We start from the raw sequence: 16,785 nt of genomic DNA on the forward strand, positions 1-16,785 counted from the left end.
AAGAAGTCGCTCGCTCTCTATTCGCCACACAAGCCACATGGGGACACCCTAAGCGAGATCCCAACACTTGTGTTTTGCTCAACGCACTGCCTTCGATGATGCACGAATGGGAGGTTGTCGTGAGCGTCAAGCGACCAATCATCCTGCTCGGCCCGGGGCTCTTGGCTTCTCTGGCACTCACGTCGGGCCTGGCCATGCAGGCCGCGGCCGTCCCAGCCCCGGCGCAGGTAGCGGTGGCGGCCCCGTCGCCGGACGACAACCGTGGTTACGGCTATACCGACGGCTATACCGAGGGCGCGCGATGCAGCGATGCATTCCACAAAACCCCGCCCGGCCTGAAGGGGGATGCACTGGCCAGATACAATAGAAATTGGAGCGCCGGATATGGCCAAGGCAAAGCGGACGCCAAATGTGGCGAAAGGGGCCGTTACATAGAGCAGCGGCAGGATCCTGGGCATCAAACTGATGAGAATAGGACTCCTCAGGGCCAAGGCACTGGCCACCGCGAAGGTACCACCGAACGGCAGGATCCTGGTCAGCAGGTGAATCCACAGCACCAGGGCACGGGTCAGCGGGAAGGCCACACTCAGGGTGAGGGCACTGGACAGCAAGAAGGTCACACTCAGAGCCAAGGGACTGGACGGCAGGAAGCTGAGCAGGGTTCTGGTCGGGGAGGGGATTCCGGAGGCCATGAGGGTGGTTCGCAGTCAGAATCATCCGGGGAGTAGCCGCACGTATTCGAGGCCGGGATCTCCGAGAGGTGCTTCGCCTCGAGTGGGCATCATCTGCCTGATGGCTGTTGGCCGTGTGGGTGTGGTTGTAGCCGTTCGCCCCGAACAGCCGTGTCCGCAGGGATGCGACGCCTGGGCAGCCGAAGAGGTACCGCTGCAGGGTGATTTCCGCCCGTCTCCCATCCGGGAGGGTCGGCGAGATCCAGCACGCCTGCCTGCACCGCCCGGCGTGGTGGGGTGTGATCCTGCGTAGCAGCGGCCGGAAAGCCATGGATACGGCGACCGGAGCGCTAACCCTCCAGGGCTGACACCGCATAAGGATGCCACTCACCGGGAGGGAGAGGAGGCGTTACGCAGGCCGGACGATCGGCCCCGGCCCGTTCGTGGCTGTCTCGGACGCGTTGCTGAGGGCGTGGCGGTAGGGCGCTGGTCTGGAGACGATTACCAAGATCTTCTCCAGGATTTCTCCAGAGGGCCTCTCAAATAGAGAGGTCAGGCCTGGCCTGGTGTTTCACTGTCGGGGTGGCGGGATTTGAACCCACGACCTCTTCGTCCCGAACGCGACTCGGACCCCCTGATGACCCTGCCGCGCGGTCAGTGACTTGCTCGTTCGGCTGCGTCTCCGTCCATTACCGTCTGGGACGGTCCTGACGGGGCTGCCGCGTGTGGCCCCCTGTTTGGCCCCCACATGTGGCAACTCTCAAGCTCCGTCCTGGGCTGATGCGGCAGTGGGTGGCATGCCGTCGCGACCGCGCAGGCGTACCTCCTCGTCGTGACAGGCCGTCCCCATTTCGGGTCACGGATCGGTGACTTGCTCTCCACACCATCTCCACACGGGCGCATCATGCGTGCACTAGCCACCAGTCATGGGGGGACCATGAGCACCGACACGCCACCACCGCCCGCCTCGCCGCCGCTCCCACCCGAGCAGCCCGCCCCGGCCAAGAAGAGCCGGACCAACCTCGTCATCGTCGGCGCCGCAGCAGCCGTCATCGCCGCGGTCGTCGGAACGGGCATTGTGGTCGTGCAGTCCAGCAACGGCGACAGCAAGCCGGCCGCAACTCCTAAGGCGAGCGCCTCGACTGCCGAGACCGTGTCCGAGACCACTGAGGACTCGGCGGCGACGTACGCCGACCTGGATGCCGACAGCTTCTCGATTGACCTGAAGACGAAGTCGCGGCAGTGCTTTGGGTCGGCGGGCTGCAACGTGACGGTCGAGCCGGACCTGACGTTGATGGTCGACAGTTCGAGCGTTGATCCGGACGCGACGTACGAGATCACTTACGAGATCAAGGGTGACGAGTCGGGGCCGGTCATCGATACGGCTGAGCTGTCGGATCAGACGAGTCTGAACTACACGCCGTCGCTGATCCAGACTGTCTCGTCTGGGACGGAGGTCACCATCAAGATCACCGACGTCACGAAGATGGGATAACGCGCCAGACTCAACGCGGCCCCGCTCCGGATCCGTGCCGGCGGGGCCGTCGTCATGCGGGGGGCTGAGAGGCGATTCAGACGTCATCCTCGACGTTCCACAGTGTGCGGCCAAGGGGAGCGGGATGCTCGCGTCGCTCTGCCACCGCCGATCGGTGGGGTCACTCGCCTCGACCTTCGAGGCACCCAGGCCACGGATGACGGTGCGCCCGGACAGGCGGCCGACAGCCGGCGTCAACCGGCCGGTCCACCGACCAGCGGACACACCCCAGCCACCCCGAAAGCTGCACTGAAAACCCGCAGTCGCCGGAGGGGAACTGCATCCACCCCGAAACCTGGAAAGCACGAGGTTCTCTCATGATCAACACTCGACGTCACATGGCCCGCATCGCCGGGATCTCCTGCATCGCCGCCCTCGCCGCCGGAACGATCGGCGTGGCCAGCGCCGAAGCCGCACCCATGGTGCAGCACCAAGCGGCCGCATACTCCACCAGCCACGACGGGAACAACGAGGGAGGCGCGGGCTACCACAGCAACGGCCAAGGCGGCACCCTGGGAAACGTTGGGCCCTGACCACCACCAAGACCAACGCAGCCAGCGGTACATCAGGTCAGAGCCGGGTGCGGCAGGTCGCCGCCCCGGGCGGTCGCGCGGGGCCGACCCATGTGGGTGGCGTCGGCGTAATGGTTGGCGTAGGGACACGAAAGCGCCCCTCTCCGGTGACTCCGGAGAGGGGCTCAAGCCCTGTTCAGGGCTGCGATGGCTGGGGCCGGGGGCGAACCGGCGACCTTCCGCTTTTCAGGCCGTGCTGTGACAGAGAGCGGCCCGATCACCCGAGGTGCAGGTATCCCTCAGGGGCTGTACTCGCACATCACCACACGGATGAGAAACCGACTCATGGGCGAACTGACCGAGCAGTGGGAGGAGTCGTCGGAGGCCCGGTTGGCCATGCATCCTCGGTCCCCTGTGCCGGCGCTCGATGCCTTGCTGAGAGCCCGCCAGGAGGGACGCTCGGGGAGTGGATTCCTTGATCCACTCCCCGTTCACTCCCCAGAAGCCCCAGGGAACGAGTCAGGGCCGGTTTCCTGTGAAGGAAGACCGGCCCTGAACTGGTGTTTCAGCTGTCGGGGTGGCGGGATTTGAACCCACGACCTCTTCGTCCCGAACGAAGCGCGCTGCCAAGCTGCGCTACACCCCGATGTCACTGCTCTCGCGGCGACGACGTTTACTTTAGCCCACCGGTGGCCGTAGACGAAATCCGGTTTAGCACCGGTGGCGTACCGGGGTCGGGCGGGTGTGGTCCAGGGCCACCAGGACGACTGCCAGGGCGTACATCGCGAGGCCCAGGAGGAGGGCGTTGGCCAGGGTGCTGCGGTAGCCGTGGGCGGTGACGTCCAGGAAGGGGTAGAGGTAGCGGGCCGGGTCGCCGGGCGGGAGGAAGGCGGCCCGGGTGAAGGAGAAGGCCAGGTAGGCCAGGGGGTAGAGGAGCCAGGTCGCGGTCTGGCGCAGGTGCAGGCGGCCCGCGGGGGTGAGGAACAGCCAGTCGCACACGGCCGCCGCCGGCACCAGCACGTGGAGGAACTGGAGGACCGCCCACTGGGCGTGCCAGCGCTCCGGCACCGCCGTGCCGCCGGTCATGGAGAACGGGGGCGTCGTGCGGGCCAGCAGCAGGTGGTAGACCAGCGCGCCGGTCACGACGTAGAGGAGCGTGGCCCCCGTCAGGCCGGACGGGAGCGGGCGCCGGGCCCGGGAGGCCCTGGCCGCCGACAGGAGCATGACCAGGGCCAGCAGGATGTTGGCCTGGACGCTGAAGTAGCTCAGGGTGCGTGCCGGGGTGCCGATGAGGAGTTCCAGGGCGACACCGGCGGCCGCCGCGGCGGCGATCAGCAGGCGGAACAGCGCTGCCATGGGGCGGCGGACCGGGGCCACCACCGCCGTGGCCGGCACCGGGGCGGGCACCAGCAGGGGCGGGCCCGGGATCGCGGGCAGGTCCGGGATGTCCCTGGGTATCGGGGCGGTCATGCCCTCACGCTAGGAGTGGGCGAGGGGGCCGGCCATGTGGATTGGGCCGAGTGGGTTACCGCCCATCGGCCATCAGTCCCGGGTCGTCCATCCCGGCTCGCCTTCCCCGGCTGGCCTTCCCCAGGTCGTCCTCCCCGAGTCGCCCTTCCCGGGCGGCCTCCGCCGGGCCGCCTCCCCCCGGCCGCCTCCGAGGACCCCGCCCCCGGTGACACCGGCGCCCGCCGGGCCTACTCCCGTCCCACCAGCGTCAGCAGCGTCGCCTCCGGTGGGCAGGCGAAGCGGACCGGGGTGTAGCGGTTGGTGCCGCAGCCCGCCGAGACGTGGAGGTAGGACGTGTGGCCCTCGGCCGTGTGCCGGGACAGGCCCTTCACCCGGTCCGTGTCCAGGTCGCAGTTGGTGACCAGGGCGCCGTAGAAGGGGATGCACAGCTGGCCGCCGTGGGTGTGGCCGGCCAGGATCAGCGGATAGCCGTCCGCCGTGAAGGCGTCCAGGGTGCGCAGGTACGGCGCGTGGGCCACGCCGAGGGAGAAGTCGTACGTCCCCGACGGGCCGCCCGCCACCTGGGCGTAGCGGTCACGCTTGATGTGCGGGTCGTCCACGCCGGTCAGCTCGATCGACACGCCCTCGACCTTGAGCACGCCCCGCGTGTTCGTCAGGTTCAGCCAGCCCGCCGCGTCGAATCCGTCCCGCAGCTCCTCCCACGGGTTGTGGATCACGCCCACGGCCGGCGGGTTGCCGTTCAGGCCGTGCCGGCCGCTGGCCTTCTCCAACAGGTAGCGGGCGGGGTTGCGGAGCCGGGGACCGTAGTAGTCGTTCGAGCCGAAGACGTACGCGCCGGGGAAGTCCATCAGGGGACCGAGCGCGTCCAGCACCTCCGGCACGCCCTCGGGGTCCGACAGGTTGTCCCCGGTGTTGATCACGAAGTCGGGGCGCAGGCCCGCCAGCGACTGGAGCCAGCGCTGCTTCTTGCGCTGGCCGCTCACCATGTGGATGTCGGAGACCTGAAGCATGCGCAGCGGGCGCATGCCGGGCGGAAGGACCGGGACCGTCACCCGCCGCAGGCGGAAGGAGCGGGCCTCGAAGCCCGCCGCGTACGCCAGTCCGGCGGCGCCTGCCGCCATGATTCCCAGGGGTACTCCGTATCGCGCGCGCATACGTCCATCGTGTCAGACACCGGCGGGCCGCCAAGACCGGCTGCCCCTTAAATGGGCGGGCGTTGGCGGTGGTGCACCTGCGACAATCGACCGCATGACCACCACGCTCAAGTCGAAGCTGCACGACGACCTCAACGCCGCGATCAAGGAGCGCGACGAGCTCCGCTCCTCCACGCTCCGGCTGACCCTCGCCGCGATCACCAAGGAGGAGGTCGCGGGCAAGGAGAAGCGGGAGCTCTCCGACGACGAGGTCCTCAAGGTGATCACCCGCGAGGCGAAGAAGCGCCGGGAGGCCGCGGACGCCTTCGCGCAGGGTGGCCGTGCCGAGTCGGCCGAGCGGGAGAAGGCGGAGGGCGAGGTGCTCGCCGAGTACCTGCCCAAGCAGATGTCCGACGACGAGCTGCACGCGATCGTCGCCCAGGCCGTGGAAGAGGCGAAGGCGGGCGGCGCCGAGGGTCCGCGGGCCATGGGTGCCGTCATGAAGATCGTGAACCCGAAGGTGGCCGGGCAGGCCGAGGGCGGCCGCGTCGCCGCCGCGGTGAAGAAGCTCCTGCAGGGCTGACCGACGGCCGCCCGCGGCAGGCGTCCGGGATCAGCACAGCGTCCGGGATCACACGGCGTCCGGGATCACACGGCGTCCGGGACCATCCCGGCGGTGAAGCCGCCCCGGCCGGCCACAGTCGGCTCGGATCGCCGACGGCAAAGGCAGAGGCAGAGCTGAACGGCGGCGGGGCCGCACCCCTGGTCGAAGGGTGCGGCCCCGCCGCCGTACGCACGGACTCACCCGGCGTGTCCCGCGGAGCTACCCGCGCCGGCCGCCGTTGCCGTTCCCACGGGCGCCCCCGTTGGTCTGGCCCTCGATGAAGTTGTCCGGGAAGGAGAACGTCGGCTTCGGGAGCGGCCCGCCGGTCGTGCCGGCGTCGGCGTCGCCGCCGGTGGTGCCGCCGTCAGTGGCGCCCCCGCCCGTCAGGCCGCCGATCAGTCCGCCGATCACCTGTCCCGCCGTGTTGTTCCCGTTGTTTCCCCCGTTCTCCCCCCTGTCGCCTTTTCCCTGGCCGTCCTCGTCGGTGTCATCGGGGATGTCCACCAGGTTGAAGTCGGGAGCGGGCTTGCCCTCGAGGGCGCCGGCCATCATGTCGCGCCAGATCGGGCCGGGGACCTCACCACCGAAGACCTTGTCGTGCGGGATGCCGCCGATGGTGATGTTGATCATGCGCCGCTTATGGGTCGGGTCGCCGACCCAGACCGCGCCCGCCATGTTCGGGGTGTAGCCGACGAACCAGGCGGCGAAGCGCTCGTCCGTCGTACCGGTCTTGCCGGCGCTCGCGCGGTCGCCCAGACCGGCCTCCTGGCCGGTACCGTCCTCGACCACGCCCTTCAGCAGGGTGCTCACGGTGTCGGCGGTCTTCTCCGACATCGCGCGCGAGCAGGTCGACTTCGGCACGCTCATGGACTTCTGCTCGCTGCCGATCTTCCGGGTGATCGACTCGATCGCGACCGGCGTGCAGTACATGCCGCGCGAGGCGAAGGTGGCGTACGCGCTCGCCATCGTCAGCGGCGACATCTCCTGGGTGCCGAGCGCGATGGACGGGGCCTGGTCGATCTTGCGGCCGTCGGCGCGCGCCACGCCCATCTTCTTGGCCATGTCGACGACCGGGCAGATGCCGATGTCGCTGATCAGCTGCACGTAGTAGGTGTTGACCGACTTGGCGGTCGCTTCCTTCATGCCGTACGGGCCGTGTTCCGACTCGTTCTCGTTCTGCAGCTTGGCCGGCTTGCGGGGGTCGTTGCGCCAGGTCTTGCCGTCGCACGCGGACACCGAGGTCGGGTACGGCATCTGGTACGGCGACGAGTACTCCTGCGTCGCGGACTTGCCGCCCTCGATGGCGGCCGCGGCCACGATCGGCTTGAACGTCGAACCGGGCTGGTAGCCCGCGCCGCCGCCCATGCCCTGGTTGACGGACAGGTTGATCTGCGTCTCGTTCTTGCCGAAGCCGTACGGGCGGGACTGGCCCATGGCCAGGATCCTGCCGGTGCCGGGCTCGACGATGCTCGCGGCCGTCGCGACACCGTCGCTCTTGTAGACGTGCTCCTTGATGGACTTCTGCATGGACTGCTGCGACTGCGGGTCGAGGGTCGTACGGATCGTCAGACCGCCCTGGTTCCACAGCTTCGACCGGACCTCCTTGGTCCTGCCGAAGGCCGGGTCGGTCAGGAAGACCTCGCGCACGTAGTCGCAGAAGAAGCCGGCGCCCTGAACGGCGGTGATGCAGCCGTTCTTGGGCTGGCTCGGGTGGAGCCCGAGCGGCTTCTCCTTGGCCTCGTCGGCCTCCTTCTGGGAGATGTCGCCCAGTTCGGCCATGCGCTGGAGCACGATGTTGCGCCGCTTGGTGGCCTCGGCCTCGTCGTTGACGGGGTCGTAGCGGCTCGGGGACTGCACGATGCCGGCCAGCAGCGCGGACTCCTGCACGTTCAGGTTCTTGGCGTGCTTGGAGAAGTAGCGCTGGGCGGCGGCCTCGACCCCGTAGGCCTGCTCACCGAAGAAGGTGATGTTGAGGTAGTTCTCGAGGATCTTCTTCTTGCCGAGCTTGTCCTCGATCTGGATCGCGTACTTCAGCTCACGGATCTTGCGGCCGAGGGTCTGCTGGGTGGCCTGGGCGACCTTCGTCGGGTCGTCGCCGGCCTCCTCGATGAAGTAGTTCTTCACCAGCTGCTGGGTGAGCGTGGAGGCGCCCTGGGCGACACCGCCTTCCTGCGCGTTCTTGTTCAGCGCGCGCAGCACGCCCTTGAGGTCGATGGCGCCGTGCTTGTAGAAGCGCGAGTCCTCGATCGCGACGATCGACTTCTGCATGTACGGCGAGATGTCCTTCAGGTCGACCACCGTGCGGTCGCGCGAGTACACGGCGGCGATCTGGTGGCCCTGGTTGTCCAGGATCGTCGTGCGCTGACTCAGCTGGGGACTCTTGAGGTTGTCCGGGATCTCGTCGAAGCTCTTGACCGAGCCCTTGGCCGCGAGGCCCAGCGCGCCGGCCGCGGGCAGCGCGATGCCCGCCATGACGGCTCCCGCGAGCACACTGACACCGAGGAACTTCGCGGCCTGCTGCGTCGCCGACAGACCACCGCCCGAGCGCTTCTTTGGCATGGGGGCAGCCTAATCCCCACCTCTGAGCGTTCCGAGGGACCGGCTCCCCGTCGGGATGTTCGGGTGCCGGATCGTGACGTTCCGGCGCCGAGCGGCCTGGCGGCAGTGGCCCGCGTCACGGCACGGCACGGCAAAGCCGGGCGCCTACCTTCTCATTTCCCGGACACGCGCGCAGGCCTTGGCCTAAGCTGCTCTCAACTGTCACAGCACCGCGGCCACGTATCAATACGTCCGGCGACCCCGAATCGTTGCGGACGTGCCCCGAATTTCTGAGGGGAACGTGTCCGAATCCGCCTCGTGTGTCACCTGGCGCCCGGTGTGACGCACCACAGCTGTCCCGGTTTGCCGGGATGGTCGCGCATGTCGCCAGCTCACTCCCGCGGGTGATCTGCCGCTTACCCATAGTCCGTTCGGGCCATTCAAGATTGGGCCCGAAGGGGGTGTTGCGCTGTGCCCACCTTCCGTAACGTCCTCAACTGGCGGCGGTGAATATGCCGCTGCCGCCGTGGGGGAGCCTCGATTCGGGAGAGGACGGCGCCGGTATGGGCTGGGTTACCGACTGGAGTGCGCAGGCCGCCTGCCGCACTACCGATCCGGATGAACTGTTCGTTCAGGGAGCAGCGCAGAACAGGGCCAAGGCGGTGTGCACCGGATGCCCGGTACGCACCGAGTGCCTGGCCGACGCGCTGGACAACCGCGTCGAATTCGGCGTGTGGGGAGGAATGACGGAGAGGGAGCGCCGCGCACTGCTGCGCCGCCGGCCCACCGTGACCTCTTGGCGCAGGCTGCTGGAGACGGCCCGCTCGGAGTACGAGCGCGGCATGGGCATCGTGCCCCTCGACAACGACGAGGTGTACGAGAACTACGCGGCGGTGAGCTGAGGGCAGCCCCCTCCGGCACATCCCCGGGGCATGCGCTCCGACCCGCGTACGCCACGTGAAACGGCATCAGGCGTACGCCGGGGACGTACGGGCCGAGCACCCGCGCGGGGAGACGCCGGACGGCGCACGTTCTAGGAGTCACCCGCCGGCCGCACGTCATCGGCCGGGTACGCCCACAGGGAGCGCCGGCACCTGCCACCGGGCCTGGGAAGCGCCAGGGGCGGGGCGAACGGCTCGGGCGGGACACGGCCGAAGCGCAGGCACGACGGACGCGTGCCCTGTGCGCCGCGGACGCCCGTCCTGCCGTGGACGCCCGCGCGCGGCGACGCCGTGCGCGCGGAGACCGCCGATCCTGCCTGTGCCCGGCCGGAGACGGTCGGGACCGGCCGCGTCGGCAGGCGCCCTGTGCCCGCCGACGCCTGCGCGGGTTCGCACAGGTGCGTGGGCGGGTGCTACGACGGCTGCGTCTGTTCTTCCGTGCCCGTGGCCAGCCTGGTGCCGATCTCCCGCAGTCCCGTGAGGTCGTGGACGTCGCCGGGCAGTGCGGGCACGTCGACCACCGCCACCTCCGGGTGGCGCGCGGTGAACCGGTCGCGCGTGCGCTGCTCGCGCGAGAGCAGCTGCATGCGCTCGGCGTGCAGCCTCAGCAGGCCCGCGGTGAGCCGGTCGACGGGGCGCTCCGTTTCGGCGGGGGAGCCTTCCTCGGAAGCGGTGTCACCGGCTGCGGTCCCGGATGCGGAAGTGTGTGAACTGCCGTACGGGTCGGGAGAGTTACGAAGTCCAGCTTTCCCGTCCCCCTGATCGACAATGCGGGGCTCCTCAAGATTTTCCGCGGCGGCCAGCGCCCGCTCGGCCGACAGCCGGACGGCGTCGCTGCCATGGACGCGGTTCAGCACCAGCCCGACCAGCGGCATGTCCTCCGCGGCCAGCCGCTGCACGAAGTACGCGGCCTCGCGCAGCGCGTCCCGCTCCGGGGCCGCCACCACCAGGAAGGCCGTACCGGGCGCCTGGAGCAGCTTGTACGTGGCGTCCGCGCGCGTGCGGAAACCGCCGAAGGTGGTGTCCATCGCGGCCACGAACGTCTGGACGTCCTTCAGCAGCTGACCGCCCAGCAGCTTGCCCAGCGTGCCGGTCATCATCGACATGCCGACGTTGAGGAAGGCCATCCCGGCCCGGCCGCCCAGTTTGGCGGGCGCGGTCAGCAGGCGGATCAGCCGGCCGTCCAGGAAGGAGCCGAGCCGCTTGGGCGCGTCCAGGAAGTCCAGCGCGGACCGGGACGGCGGCGTGTCGACGACGATCAGGTCCCACTCGTCCTTCGCCCGCAGTTGGCCCAGCTTCTCCATCGCCATGTACTCCTGCGTGCCGGCGAAGCCCGCGGAGAGCGACTGGTAGAAGGGGTTCGACAGGATCACGGCCGCCCGGTCGGGGTCCGCGTGCGCCTCCACGACCTCGTCGAAGGTGCGCTTCATGTCCAGCATCATGGCGTGCAGCTCGCCGTCGCCGTCGGTGCCCTTCACCCGGCGCGGCACGTTGTCCAGGGAGTCGATGCCCATCGACTGGGCGAGCCGCCTGGCCGGGTCGATGGTGAGCACGACCACCTTGCGGCCCCGCTCGGCCGCCCGGAGTCCGAGGGCGGCCGCGGTCGTCGTCTTGCCGACGCCGCCCGAGCCGCAGCAGACCACGATCCTGGTCCCGGGGTCGTCCAGCAGCCGGTCGACGTCGAGCGCGCGCGTGGGGGACAGACGCCGGGCGCTCTCCTGCGCCTCGGCCGTCCTCCGCCCCGCGGCGGCCTTCTTCGCCTCGGCCGGGTCCGGACTCATGACAACTCCTGCTTTCGCAGCTCGGTGGCGAGTTCGTACAGGCCCGCGAGGTCCATGCCCTCGACGAGCAGCGGCAGTTCGTGCAACGGCAGGTCCAGCTCGCCGAGGACCGCGCGCTGGTCCTCCTCCAGCGCGTACCGCTCGGCGTACTCGGACGCCTGGCCCAGCAGCGGGTCCACCAGCTTCTCGGCGTTCCCGCCCCGCCGGGCCCCGCCGAGCCCCGCGGACGAGAGCGCCTGTGCCACTGAGGAACGCTCCACGGTCCGTACGAGTTCCAGGTCCTCCGCGTCCAACACCTGCGGGCGGACCATGTTCACGATGACCCGGCCCACCGGCAGACCGGCCGCGCGGAGTTCGGCGATGCCGTCGGCGGTCTCCTGGACGGGCATCTCCTCCAGCAGCGTGACCAGGTGCACCGCCGTCTCCGGCGACTTCAGCACCCGCATCACCGCCTGCGCCTGATTGTGTATCGGGCCGATCTTCGCGAGGCCCGCCACCTCGTCGTTGACGTTCAGGAAGCGGGTGATGCGGCCCGTCGGCGGGGCGTCCATGACGACGTAGTCGTACACGAACCGTCCGCGCTTGTCCTTGCGCCGCACCGCCTCGCACGCCTTGCCGGTCAGCAGGACGTCCCGGATGCCGGGGGCGATGGTGGTGGCGAAGTCGATGGCCCCGAGCTTTTTCAGGGCCCGGCCGGCCCCGCCCAGCTTGTAGAACATCTGGAGGTAGTCCAGAAGGGCCAGTTCGGCGTCTATGGCCAGGGCGTACACCTCCCCGCCGCCCGGTGCCACCGCGATTTTGCGCTCCTCGTACGGCAACGCGTCCGTCTCGAAGAGCTGTGCGATGCCCTGCCGGCCCTCGACCTCCACGAGAAGCGTCCGCTTCCCCTCGGTGGCGAGGGCCAGCGCGAGGGCGGCGGCGACCGTCGTCTTTCCGGTCCCGCCCTTGCCGCTGACGACCTGGAGCCTGCTCACGTCTTCGAGCCTAACCAGTCCGGCCGACGGTCACGCGTGAGGCTGTGGATAACGGTGGTCACAGTCGGCCGGTCGTTCGGCCACCGGAAGGTCCGCGCGGGGGCCGGGGTCCGGTCCGGGCGGGGCTGCGGGGGCCGGCGCCGGAAGCGGTCGCGGCCGGGACACGGGCGGTCCGGGGGCGGGAGGCGGGCGGTCCGCGGCAGGGCGGGCGGTCGGCCGCGGGCCGTCGCGGTCACAGCGGCTACAGTCGGCCCATGACCAAGTGGGAATACGCAACCGTGCCGCTGCTCGTCCATGCCACGAAGCAGATTCTGGACACCTGGGGCGAGGACGGCTGGGAGCTCGTCCAGGTCGTGCCCGGGCCCAACCCCGAACAGCTCGTGGCCTACCTGAAGCGGGAGAAGCAGGCGTGAGCGCGGTCGAGGCCAAGCTGGCCGAACTGGGTCTGACCCTGCCGGCGGTCGTACCGCCGCTGGCCGCGTACCAGCCGGCCGTGCGGTCCGGCGTGTACGTCTACACCGCCGGCCAGCTGCCGATGGTCGAGGGCAAGCTGCCGGTCACCGGCAAGGTGGGTGCCGAGGTCACGCCGGAGGAGGCCAAGGAGCTGGCCCGCACCTGCGCGCTGAACGCGCTGGCCGCCGTGAAGTCCGTCGCGGGCGACCTGGACCGCGTCGCGCGCGTGGTGAAGGTGGTCGGCTTCGTCGCCTCGGCGCCCGACTTCACCGGGCAGCCCGGTGTCCTCAACGGCGCCAGCGAACTGCTCGGCGAGGTCCTCGGCGACAAGGGCGTGCACGCCCGCAGCGCCGTCGGTGTCGCGGTGCTGCCGCTGGACGCGCCGGTCGAGGTGGAGATCCAGGTCGAGCTCGTCCCGTAGCCCCTCCCACCCCGCTGACCTCGGGCACCTCTCGAACATTCGCCCTATACGGGATAGCCTCCGGCCATGGCGAACGGTCAGTGGTACCCCCCGGAGTGGCCCGACCGGATCCGCGCGCTCGCGGACGGCACCCTCACCCCGGTGACCCCCAGGCGCGCGGCGACGGTGCTGCTGCTGAAGGACACCCCGGACGGCCCGGCCGTCCACATGCTGCGCAGACGCGCCTCCATGGCCTTCGCCGGAGGCGCGTACGCGTATCCCGGCGGCGGCGTCGACCCCCGGGACGACGACCGTCACGTCCGCTGGGCGGGCCCCACGCGCGCGTGGTGGGCCGAGCGGCTGGGGACGGACGAGAGCGGTGCCCAGGCGATCGTCTGCGCGGCCGTACGGGAGACGTACGAGGAGGCGGGCGTGCTGCTCGCCGGGCCCGACGCGGAGTCCGTGGTCGGCGACACCACCGGCGACGACTGGGAGGCCGACCGGGCCGCCCTCGTCGCGCGCGAGCTGTCCTTCGCCGAGTTCCTCGACCGGCGCGGCCTGGTGCTGCGCTCGGACCTGCTGGGCGCCTGGACCCGCTGGATCACCCCCGAGTTCGAGGCGCGCCGCTACGACACCTGGTTCTTCGTGGCCGCCCTCCCGGCCGGGCAGCGCACCCGGAACGCCTCCACGGAGGCCGACCGCACGGTGTGGATCCGCCCCGGGGAGGCCGCCGCCGGCTACGACAGGGGCGAGCTGCTGATGATGCCGCCCACCATCGCCACCCTGCGCCAGCTGCTCCCGTACGCGACCGCCGCCGAGGCGCTGACGGCCGCCCCCGCGCGGGACATGACGCCGATACTGGCGAGCGCCCGCCTCAGGGACGGGGAGATCGTCCTGTCCTGGCCGGGACACGACGAGTTCACCAAGCACGTCCCGACGTCCGGGATCCCCGCCGCCGGGGCACCCGGTACGGCACGGCCGACGTCCGCCCCGAGCGCCGGAGGAGGCTCCGCATGACCGACCCAGCAGCCCTGCCGGGCCGGCCCCGGGGCGGAGTCCTCTCGGGACCGGCCACCGACCGTGCCGTCAACGTCCTCGCGCCGAACGCCTCCGCGATGACCCTGGACGGCACCAACACCTGGATCGTCGCCGAGCCCGACTCGGACCTGGCCGTGGTGATCGACCCGGGCCCGCTCGACGACGGCCATCTGCGCACCGTCGTGGACACCGCCGAGAAGGCCGGCAAGCGCATAGCCCTGACCCTGCTGACCCACGGCCATCCCGACCACGCCGAGGGCGCCGGCCGGTTCGCCGAGCTGACCGGTACGCGCGTGCGTGCCCTCGATCCGGCGCTGCGCCTCGGTGAGGAGGGCCTGGCCGCCGGGGACGTGATCACCGTCGGCGGCTTGGAGCTGAGGGTCGTGCCGACGCCCGGGCACACCGCGGACTCGCTGTGCTTCCATCTGCCGGCCGACCGGGCGGTGCTGACCGGTGACACCGTCCTCGGGCGGGGCACGACGGTCGTGGCGCACCCCGACGGGCGTCTCGGCGACTACCTGGACTCGCTGCGGCGGCTGCGGTCCCTCACGGTGGACGACGGCGTGCACACCGTCCTGCCGGGCCACGGGCCGGTCCTGGAGGACGCCCAGGGCGTCGTCGAGTTCTACCTGGCCCACCGCGCCCACCGGCTGGCCCAGGTGGAGACGGCGGTCGAGGACGGGTTCCGCACCCCGGCCGAGGTCGTCGCCCATGTGTACGCCGACGTGGACCAGTCGCTGTGGCCGGCGGCGGAGCTCTCGGTGCGCGCCCAGATGGAGTACCTGACCGGGCATGGCCTGATCTAGCCCCGACGCCCGCGCCCGACGCCCCCGCCAAGCGCCCGAACCCGGTGCCCGACGCCCGAACCCTGCGCTAGTCGGGGCGGGGAGCCTTCACGCCGTGCACGCGCGCGTACTCGTCGGCGAGCCAGGGGCCGAGGTCCTCGGTGTACGCCCGCAGGACGCGCGGGTCGCCGACCGGTTCGAGACCGTGTTCCGCCGCCGTACGCATCTCTCCGGCCCGCTCGGGGTGGTACGCGGCGAACACCTCGGCCATCTCCCGCAGGTCGCTCGTCCAGCCCCGCCAGCGCGGCATGACGAGCGTGAAGCCGGTGCGGACCAGATGCCGGGACATGAAGCGCACGAGCGGCCGCCGGGCCTCCTCGGTGTCCGCCGCGGCCCCGATCCGCTCCCGCCAGCGCGGCAGCAGCACGGCGAGGTCCCCGTTGGTCTCGCGGGCGAGCAGGGAGTCGGGGCGGTAGCGGGGCAGGTACTCGGCGAGGTCGTCACCGAGCAGCGGGGTGCACAGGCAGGCGACGAACCAGCCCAGGTCGTACCGTTCCGGGTCGCTCAGCAGCCGGTCCCGGCCGTACAGCAGCGTGCCGACGCCGTCGATCTGGTCGAACTCCTTGTCGACCGCCTCGCCGAGAACGCGGGCCGTCTCGTGGTCGGCCTCTCCCGGCGTCGCGGTGAGGGCCACGAGCAGGTCCAGGTCGCTGCGGCCCACGCGCGCGGTGCCGCGCGGTACCGATCCGTAGAGGTAGGCGCTGTGCAGGCGGGCGCCGAAGGCGTCCAGGAGCCGGTCGCGGGCCGAGGCCACGACCGGGCGGAACGCGTCGGGCACGCGCGCGAGGGAGCCTTCGCGGGCGATGCACCCCAGGGCGTCGAGACCGTGGGGGGCGGGTGGTTCGGCCATGGGGCCACTGTGCCGTGCGTCCGTCCCCGCGGCACCCGATTTCCGGCGCGAGGCGGCGAGAACAGCCCGTACGGCGCTCGGGGACGCGGCGCCGGCCACCGGAGCGGGTCCGGGCCCGGGTACGGCCGTGGGGCCCGGCTTCCGGGAAGGAAACCGGGCCCACGGCCGTACGGGCGAAAGAGCGTCAGCGGGACCGCTTGGCCAGGCGCTCGACGTCCAGCAGGATCACGGCCCGCGCCTCCAGGCGCAGCCAGCCGCGCTGGGCGAAGTCCGCGAGGGCCTTGTTCACGGTCTCGCGGGAGGCACCGACCAGCTGGGCCAGCTCCTCCTGGGTGAGGTCGTGGACGACGTGGATGCCCTCCTCGGACTGCACGCCGAAGCGGCGGGAGAGGTCCAGGAGTGCGCGCGCCACACGGCCGGGTACGTCCGAGAAGACCAGGTCGGACATGGCGTCGTTGGTCTTGCGCAGCCGACGGGCGACGGCGCGCAGCAGGGCGCCGGCCACCTCGGGCCGCACGTTCAGCCAGGGCTGGAGGTCGCCGTGGCCCAGGCCGAGCATCTTCACCTCGGTCAGCGCGCTGGCGGTCGCCGTACGCGGGCCCGGGTCGAACAGCGACAGCTCGCCGATCAGCTCGCCGGGTCCCACGACGGCGAGCATGTTCTCGCGGCCGTCGGGGGAGGTGCGGTGCAGCTTGACCTTGCCCTCGGTGACGACGTACAGCCGGTCGCCGGGGTCGCCCTCATGGAAGAGTGAGTCGCCGCGTGCGAGGGTCACCTCACTCATGGAGGCGCGAAGCTCCGCGGCCTGCTCGTCGTCGAGAGCCGCGAAGAGCGGGTTGCGCCGCAGAACGTCGTCCACGAGTTCTCTCCTTGTCGACCTGCTCAGGGGATCTTGCCCCACGTGCCAGGGGACCGTGTTCCCCATTTTGCCGGACGGTCCAAACAGTGTGATCTGTCACAAGGATGCCGCACAGGTGTCCGGAGGTAAGCGGCAGGGGTCCAATCGGGGGCCACCCGGTCGCGTCCGGAGCACCGCGCGGG

The 16,785-nt window shown here is 70.6% G+C and carries 15 protein-coding genes and 1 tRNA gene; 8 read left to right on the top strand and 8 right to left on the bottom strand.

Annotated features, from left to right (window positions below):
• The first annotated feature begins 1,608 nt into the window (after positions 1–1,608).
• Both N8I86_RS20815 and N8I86_RS20820 read left to right on the top strand, forming a co-directional pair.
• Positions 1,609–2,166 carry a hypothetical protein gene (locus N8I86_RS20815; protein WP_263278414.1) on the top strand — a complete coding sequence of 186 codons (558 nt, stop codon included), beginning with the start codon at positions 1,609–1,611 and terminating at the stop codon, positions 2,164–2,166.
• A gap of 356 nt (positions 2,167–2,522) precedes the next feature.
• Positions 2,523–2,738, top strand: a complete 216-nt coding sequence (locus tag N8I86_RS20820) for a hypothetical protein (protein ID WP_263278415.1) — start codon at positions 2,523–2,525, stop codon at positions 2,736–2,738.
• 551 nt (positions 2,739–3,289) lie between these two features.
• On the opposite strand, the gene N8I86_RS20825 is transcribed toward N8I86_RS20820, so the two are convergent.
• The 3 genes from N8I86_RS20825 to N8I86_RS20835 form a co-directional block, all read right to left on the bottom strand.
• A tRNA-Pro gene (locus tag N8I86_RS20825) sits at positions 3,290–3,363 on the bottom strand.
• A gap of 65 nt (positions 3,364–3,428) precedes the next feature.
• Positions 3,429–4,187: a Pr6Pr family membrane protein gene (locus N8I86_RS20830; protein WP_263278416.1), complete on the bottom strand. Its 759-nt coding sequence runs from the start codon at positions 4,185–4,187 to the stop codon at positions 3,429–3,431.
• A 227-nt stretch (positions 4,188–4,414) separates the two neighbouring features.
• On the bottom strand, positions 4,415–5,341 hold the full coding sequence (locus N8I86_RS20835) for a metallophosphoesterase (RefSeq protein ID WP_123437220.1): 927 nt from the start codon (positions 5,339–5,341) through the stop codon (positions 4,415–4,417).
• A 94-nt stretch (positions 5,342–5,435) separates the two neighbouring features.
• On the opposite strand from N8I86_RS20835, the gene N8I86_RS20840 reads away from it, so the two are divergent.
• Entirely contained in the window at positions 5,436–5,903 is a 468-nt protein-coding gene (locus N8I86_RS20840; protein WP_123437219.1) for a GatB/YqeY domain-containing protein, read from the top strand.
• Positions 5,904–6,143: 240 nt separating this feature from the next.
• Here the strand turns inward: N8I86_RS20840 and N8I86_RS20845 are convergent, their stop codons facing one another.
• Entirely contained in the window at positions 6,144–8,483 is a 2,340-nt protein-coding gene (locus N8I86_RS20845) for a transglycosylase domain-containing protein (RefSeq protein ID WP_073887790.1), read from the bottom strand.
• 542 nt (positions 8,484–9,025) lie between these two features.
• Between N8I86_RS20845 and wblA the strand changes: the two genes are divergently transcribed.
• The gene (wblA, locus tag N8I86_RS20850; RefSeq protein WP_185091300.1) at positions 9,026–9,364 is read left to right on the top strand and encodes a transcriptional regulator WblA; all 339 of its coding nucleotides are present in this window, start codon (positions 9,026–9,028) and stop codon (positions 9,362–9,364) included.
• 452 nt (positions 9,365–9,816) lie between these two features.
• Here the strand turns inward: wblA and N8I86_RS20855 are convergent, their stop codons facing one another.
• Both N8I86_RS20855 and N8I86_RS20860 read right to left on the bottom strand, forming a co-directional pair.
• Positions 9,817–11,184 carry an ArsA family ATPase gene (locus N8I86_RS20855; protein WP_073887793.1) on the bottom strand — a complete coding sequence of 456 codons (1,368 nt, stop codon included), beginning with the start codon at positions 11,182–11,184 and terminating at the stop codon, positions 9,817–9,819.
• On the bottom strand, positions 11,181–12,158 hold the full coding sequence (locus tag N8I86_RS20860; RefSeq protein WP_073887794.1) for an ArsA family ATPase: 978 nt from the start codon (positions 12,156–12,158) through the stop codon (positions 11,181–11,183). The genes N8I86_RS20855 and N8I86_RS20860 overlap by 4 nt, the downstream gene beginning before the upstream one ends.
• Positions 12,159–12,412: 254 nt before the next feature.
• Between N8I86_RS20860 and N8I86_RS20865 the strand changes: the two genes are divergently transcribed.
• From N8I86_RS20865 to N8I86_RS20880, 4 genes are all read left to right on the top strand, one after another.
• A complete protein-coding gene (locus N8I86_RS20865; RefSeq protein ID WP_009189813.1) occupies positions 12,413–12,571 on the top strand; it encodes a DUF4177 domain-containing protein in 159 nt (52 codons plus the stop codon).
• The gene (locus N8I86_RS20870; RefSeq protein WP_093475967.1) at positions 12,568–13,032 is read left to right on the top strand and encodes a RidA family protein; all 465 of its coding nucleotides are present in this window, start codon (positions 12,568–12,570) and stop codon (positions 13,030–13,032) included. Before N8I86_RS20865 ends, N8I86_RS20870 begins: the two co-directional genes overlap by 4 nt.
• A 66-nt stretch (positions 13,033–13,098) precedes the next feature.
• Positions 13,099–14,028, top strand: coding sequence for an NUDIX hydrolase (locus tag N8I86_RS20875; protein ID WP_263278417.1), 930 nt, complete (start codon positions 13,099–13,101; stop codon positions 14,026–14,028).
• Positions 14,025–14,855 (top strand): MBL fold metallo-hydrolase, encoded by an 831-nt coding sequence (locus N8I86_RS20880; protein ID WP_263278418.1) that lies wholly within the window; start codon positions 14,025–14,027, stop codon positions 14,853–14,855. The genes N8I86_RS20875 and N8I86_RS20880 overlap by 4 nt, the downstream gene beginning before the upstream one ends.
• Positions 14,856–14,922: 67 nt before the next feature.
• Here N8I86_RS20880 and N8I86_RS20885 read toward each other — a convergent pair whose 3' ends face one another.
• Positions 14,923–15,744, bottom strand: coding sequence for a nucleotidyltransferase domain-containing protein (locus N8I86_RS20885; protein ID WP_263278419.1), 822 nt, complete (start codon positions 15,742–15,744; stop codon positions 14,923–14,925).
• Positions 15,745–15,928: 184 nt separating this feature from the next.
• Complete coding sequence (locus N8I86_RS20890) at positions 15,929–16,603, bottom strand: Crp/Fnr family transcriptional regulator (protein ID WP_073887802.1); 675 nt, start codon at positions 16,601–16,603, stop codon at positions 15,929–15,931.
• Between the last annotated feature and the right edge of the window lie 182 nt (positions 16,604–16,785).

The sequence above is a fragment of the Streptomyces albidicamelliae genome (assembly GCF_025642175.1).
Classification (GTDB): Bacteria; Actinomycetota; Actinomycetes; order Streptomycetales; family Streptomycetaceae; genus Streptomyces; species Streptomyces albidocamelliae.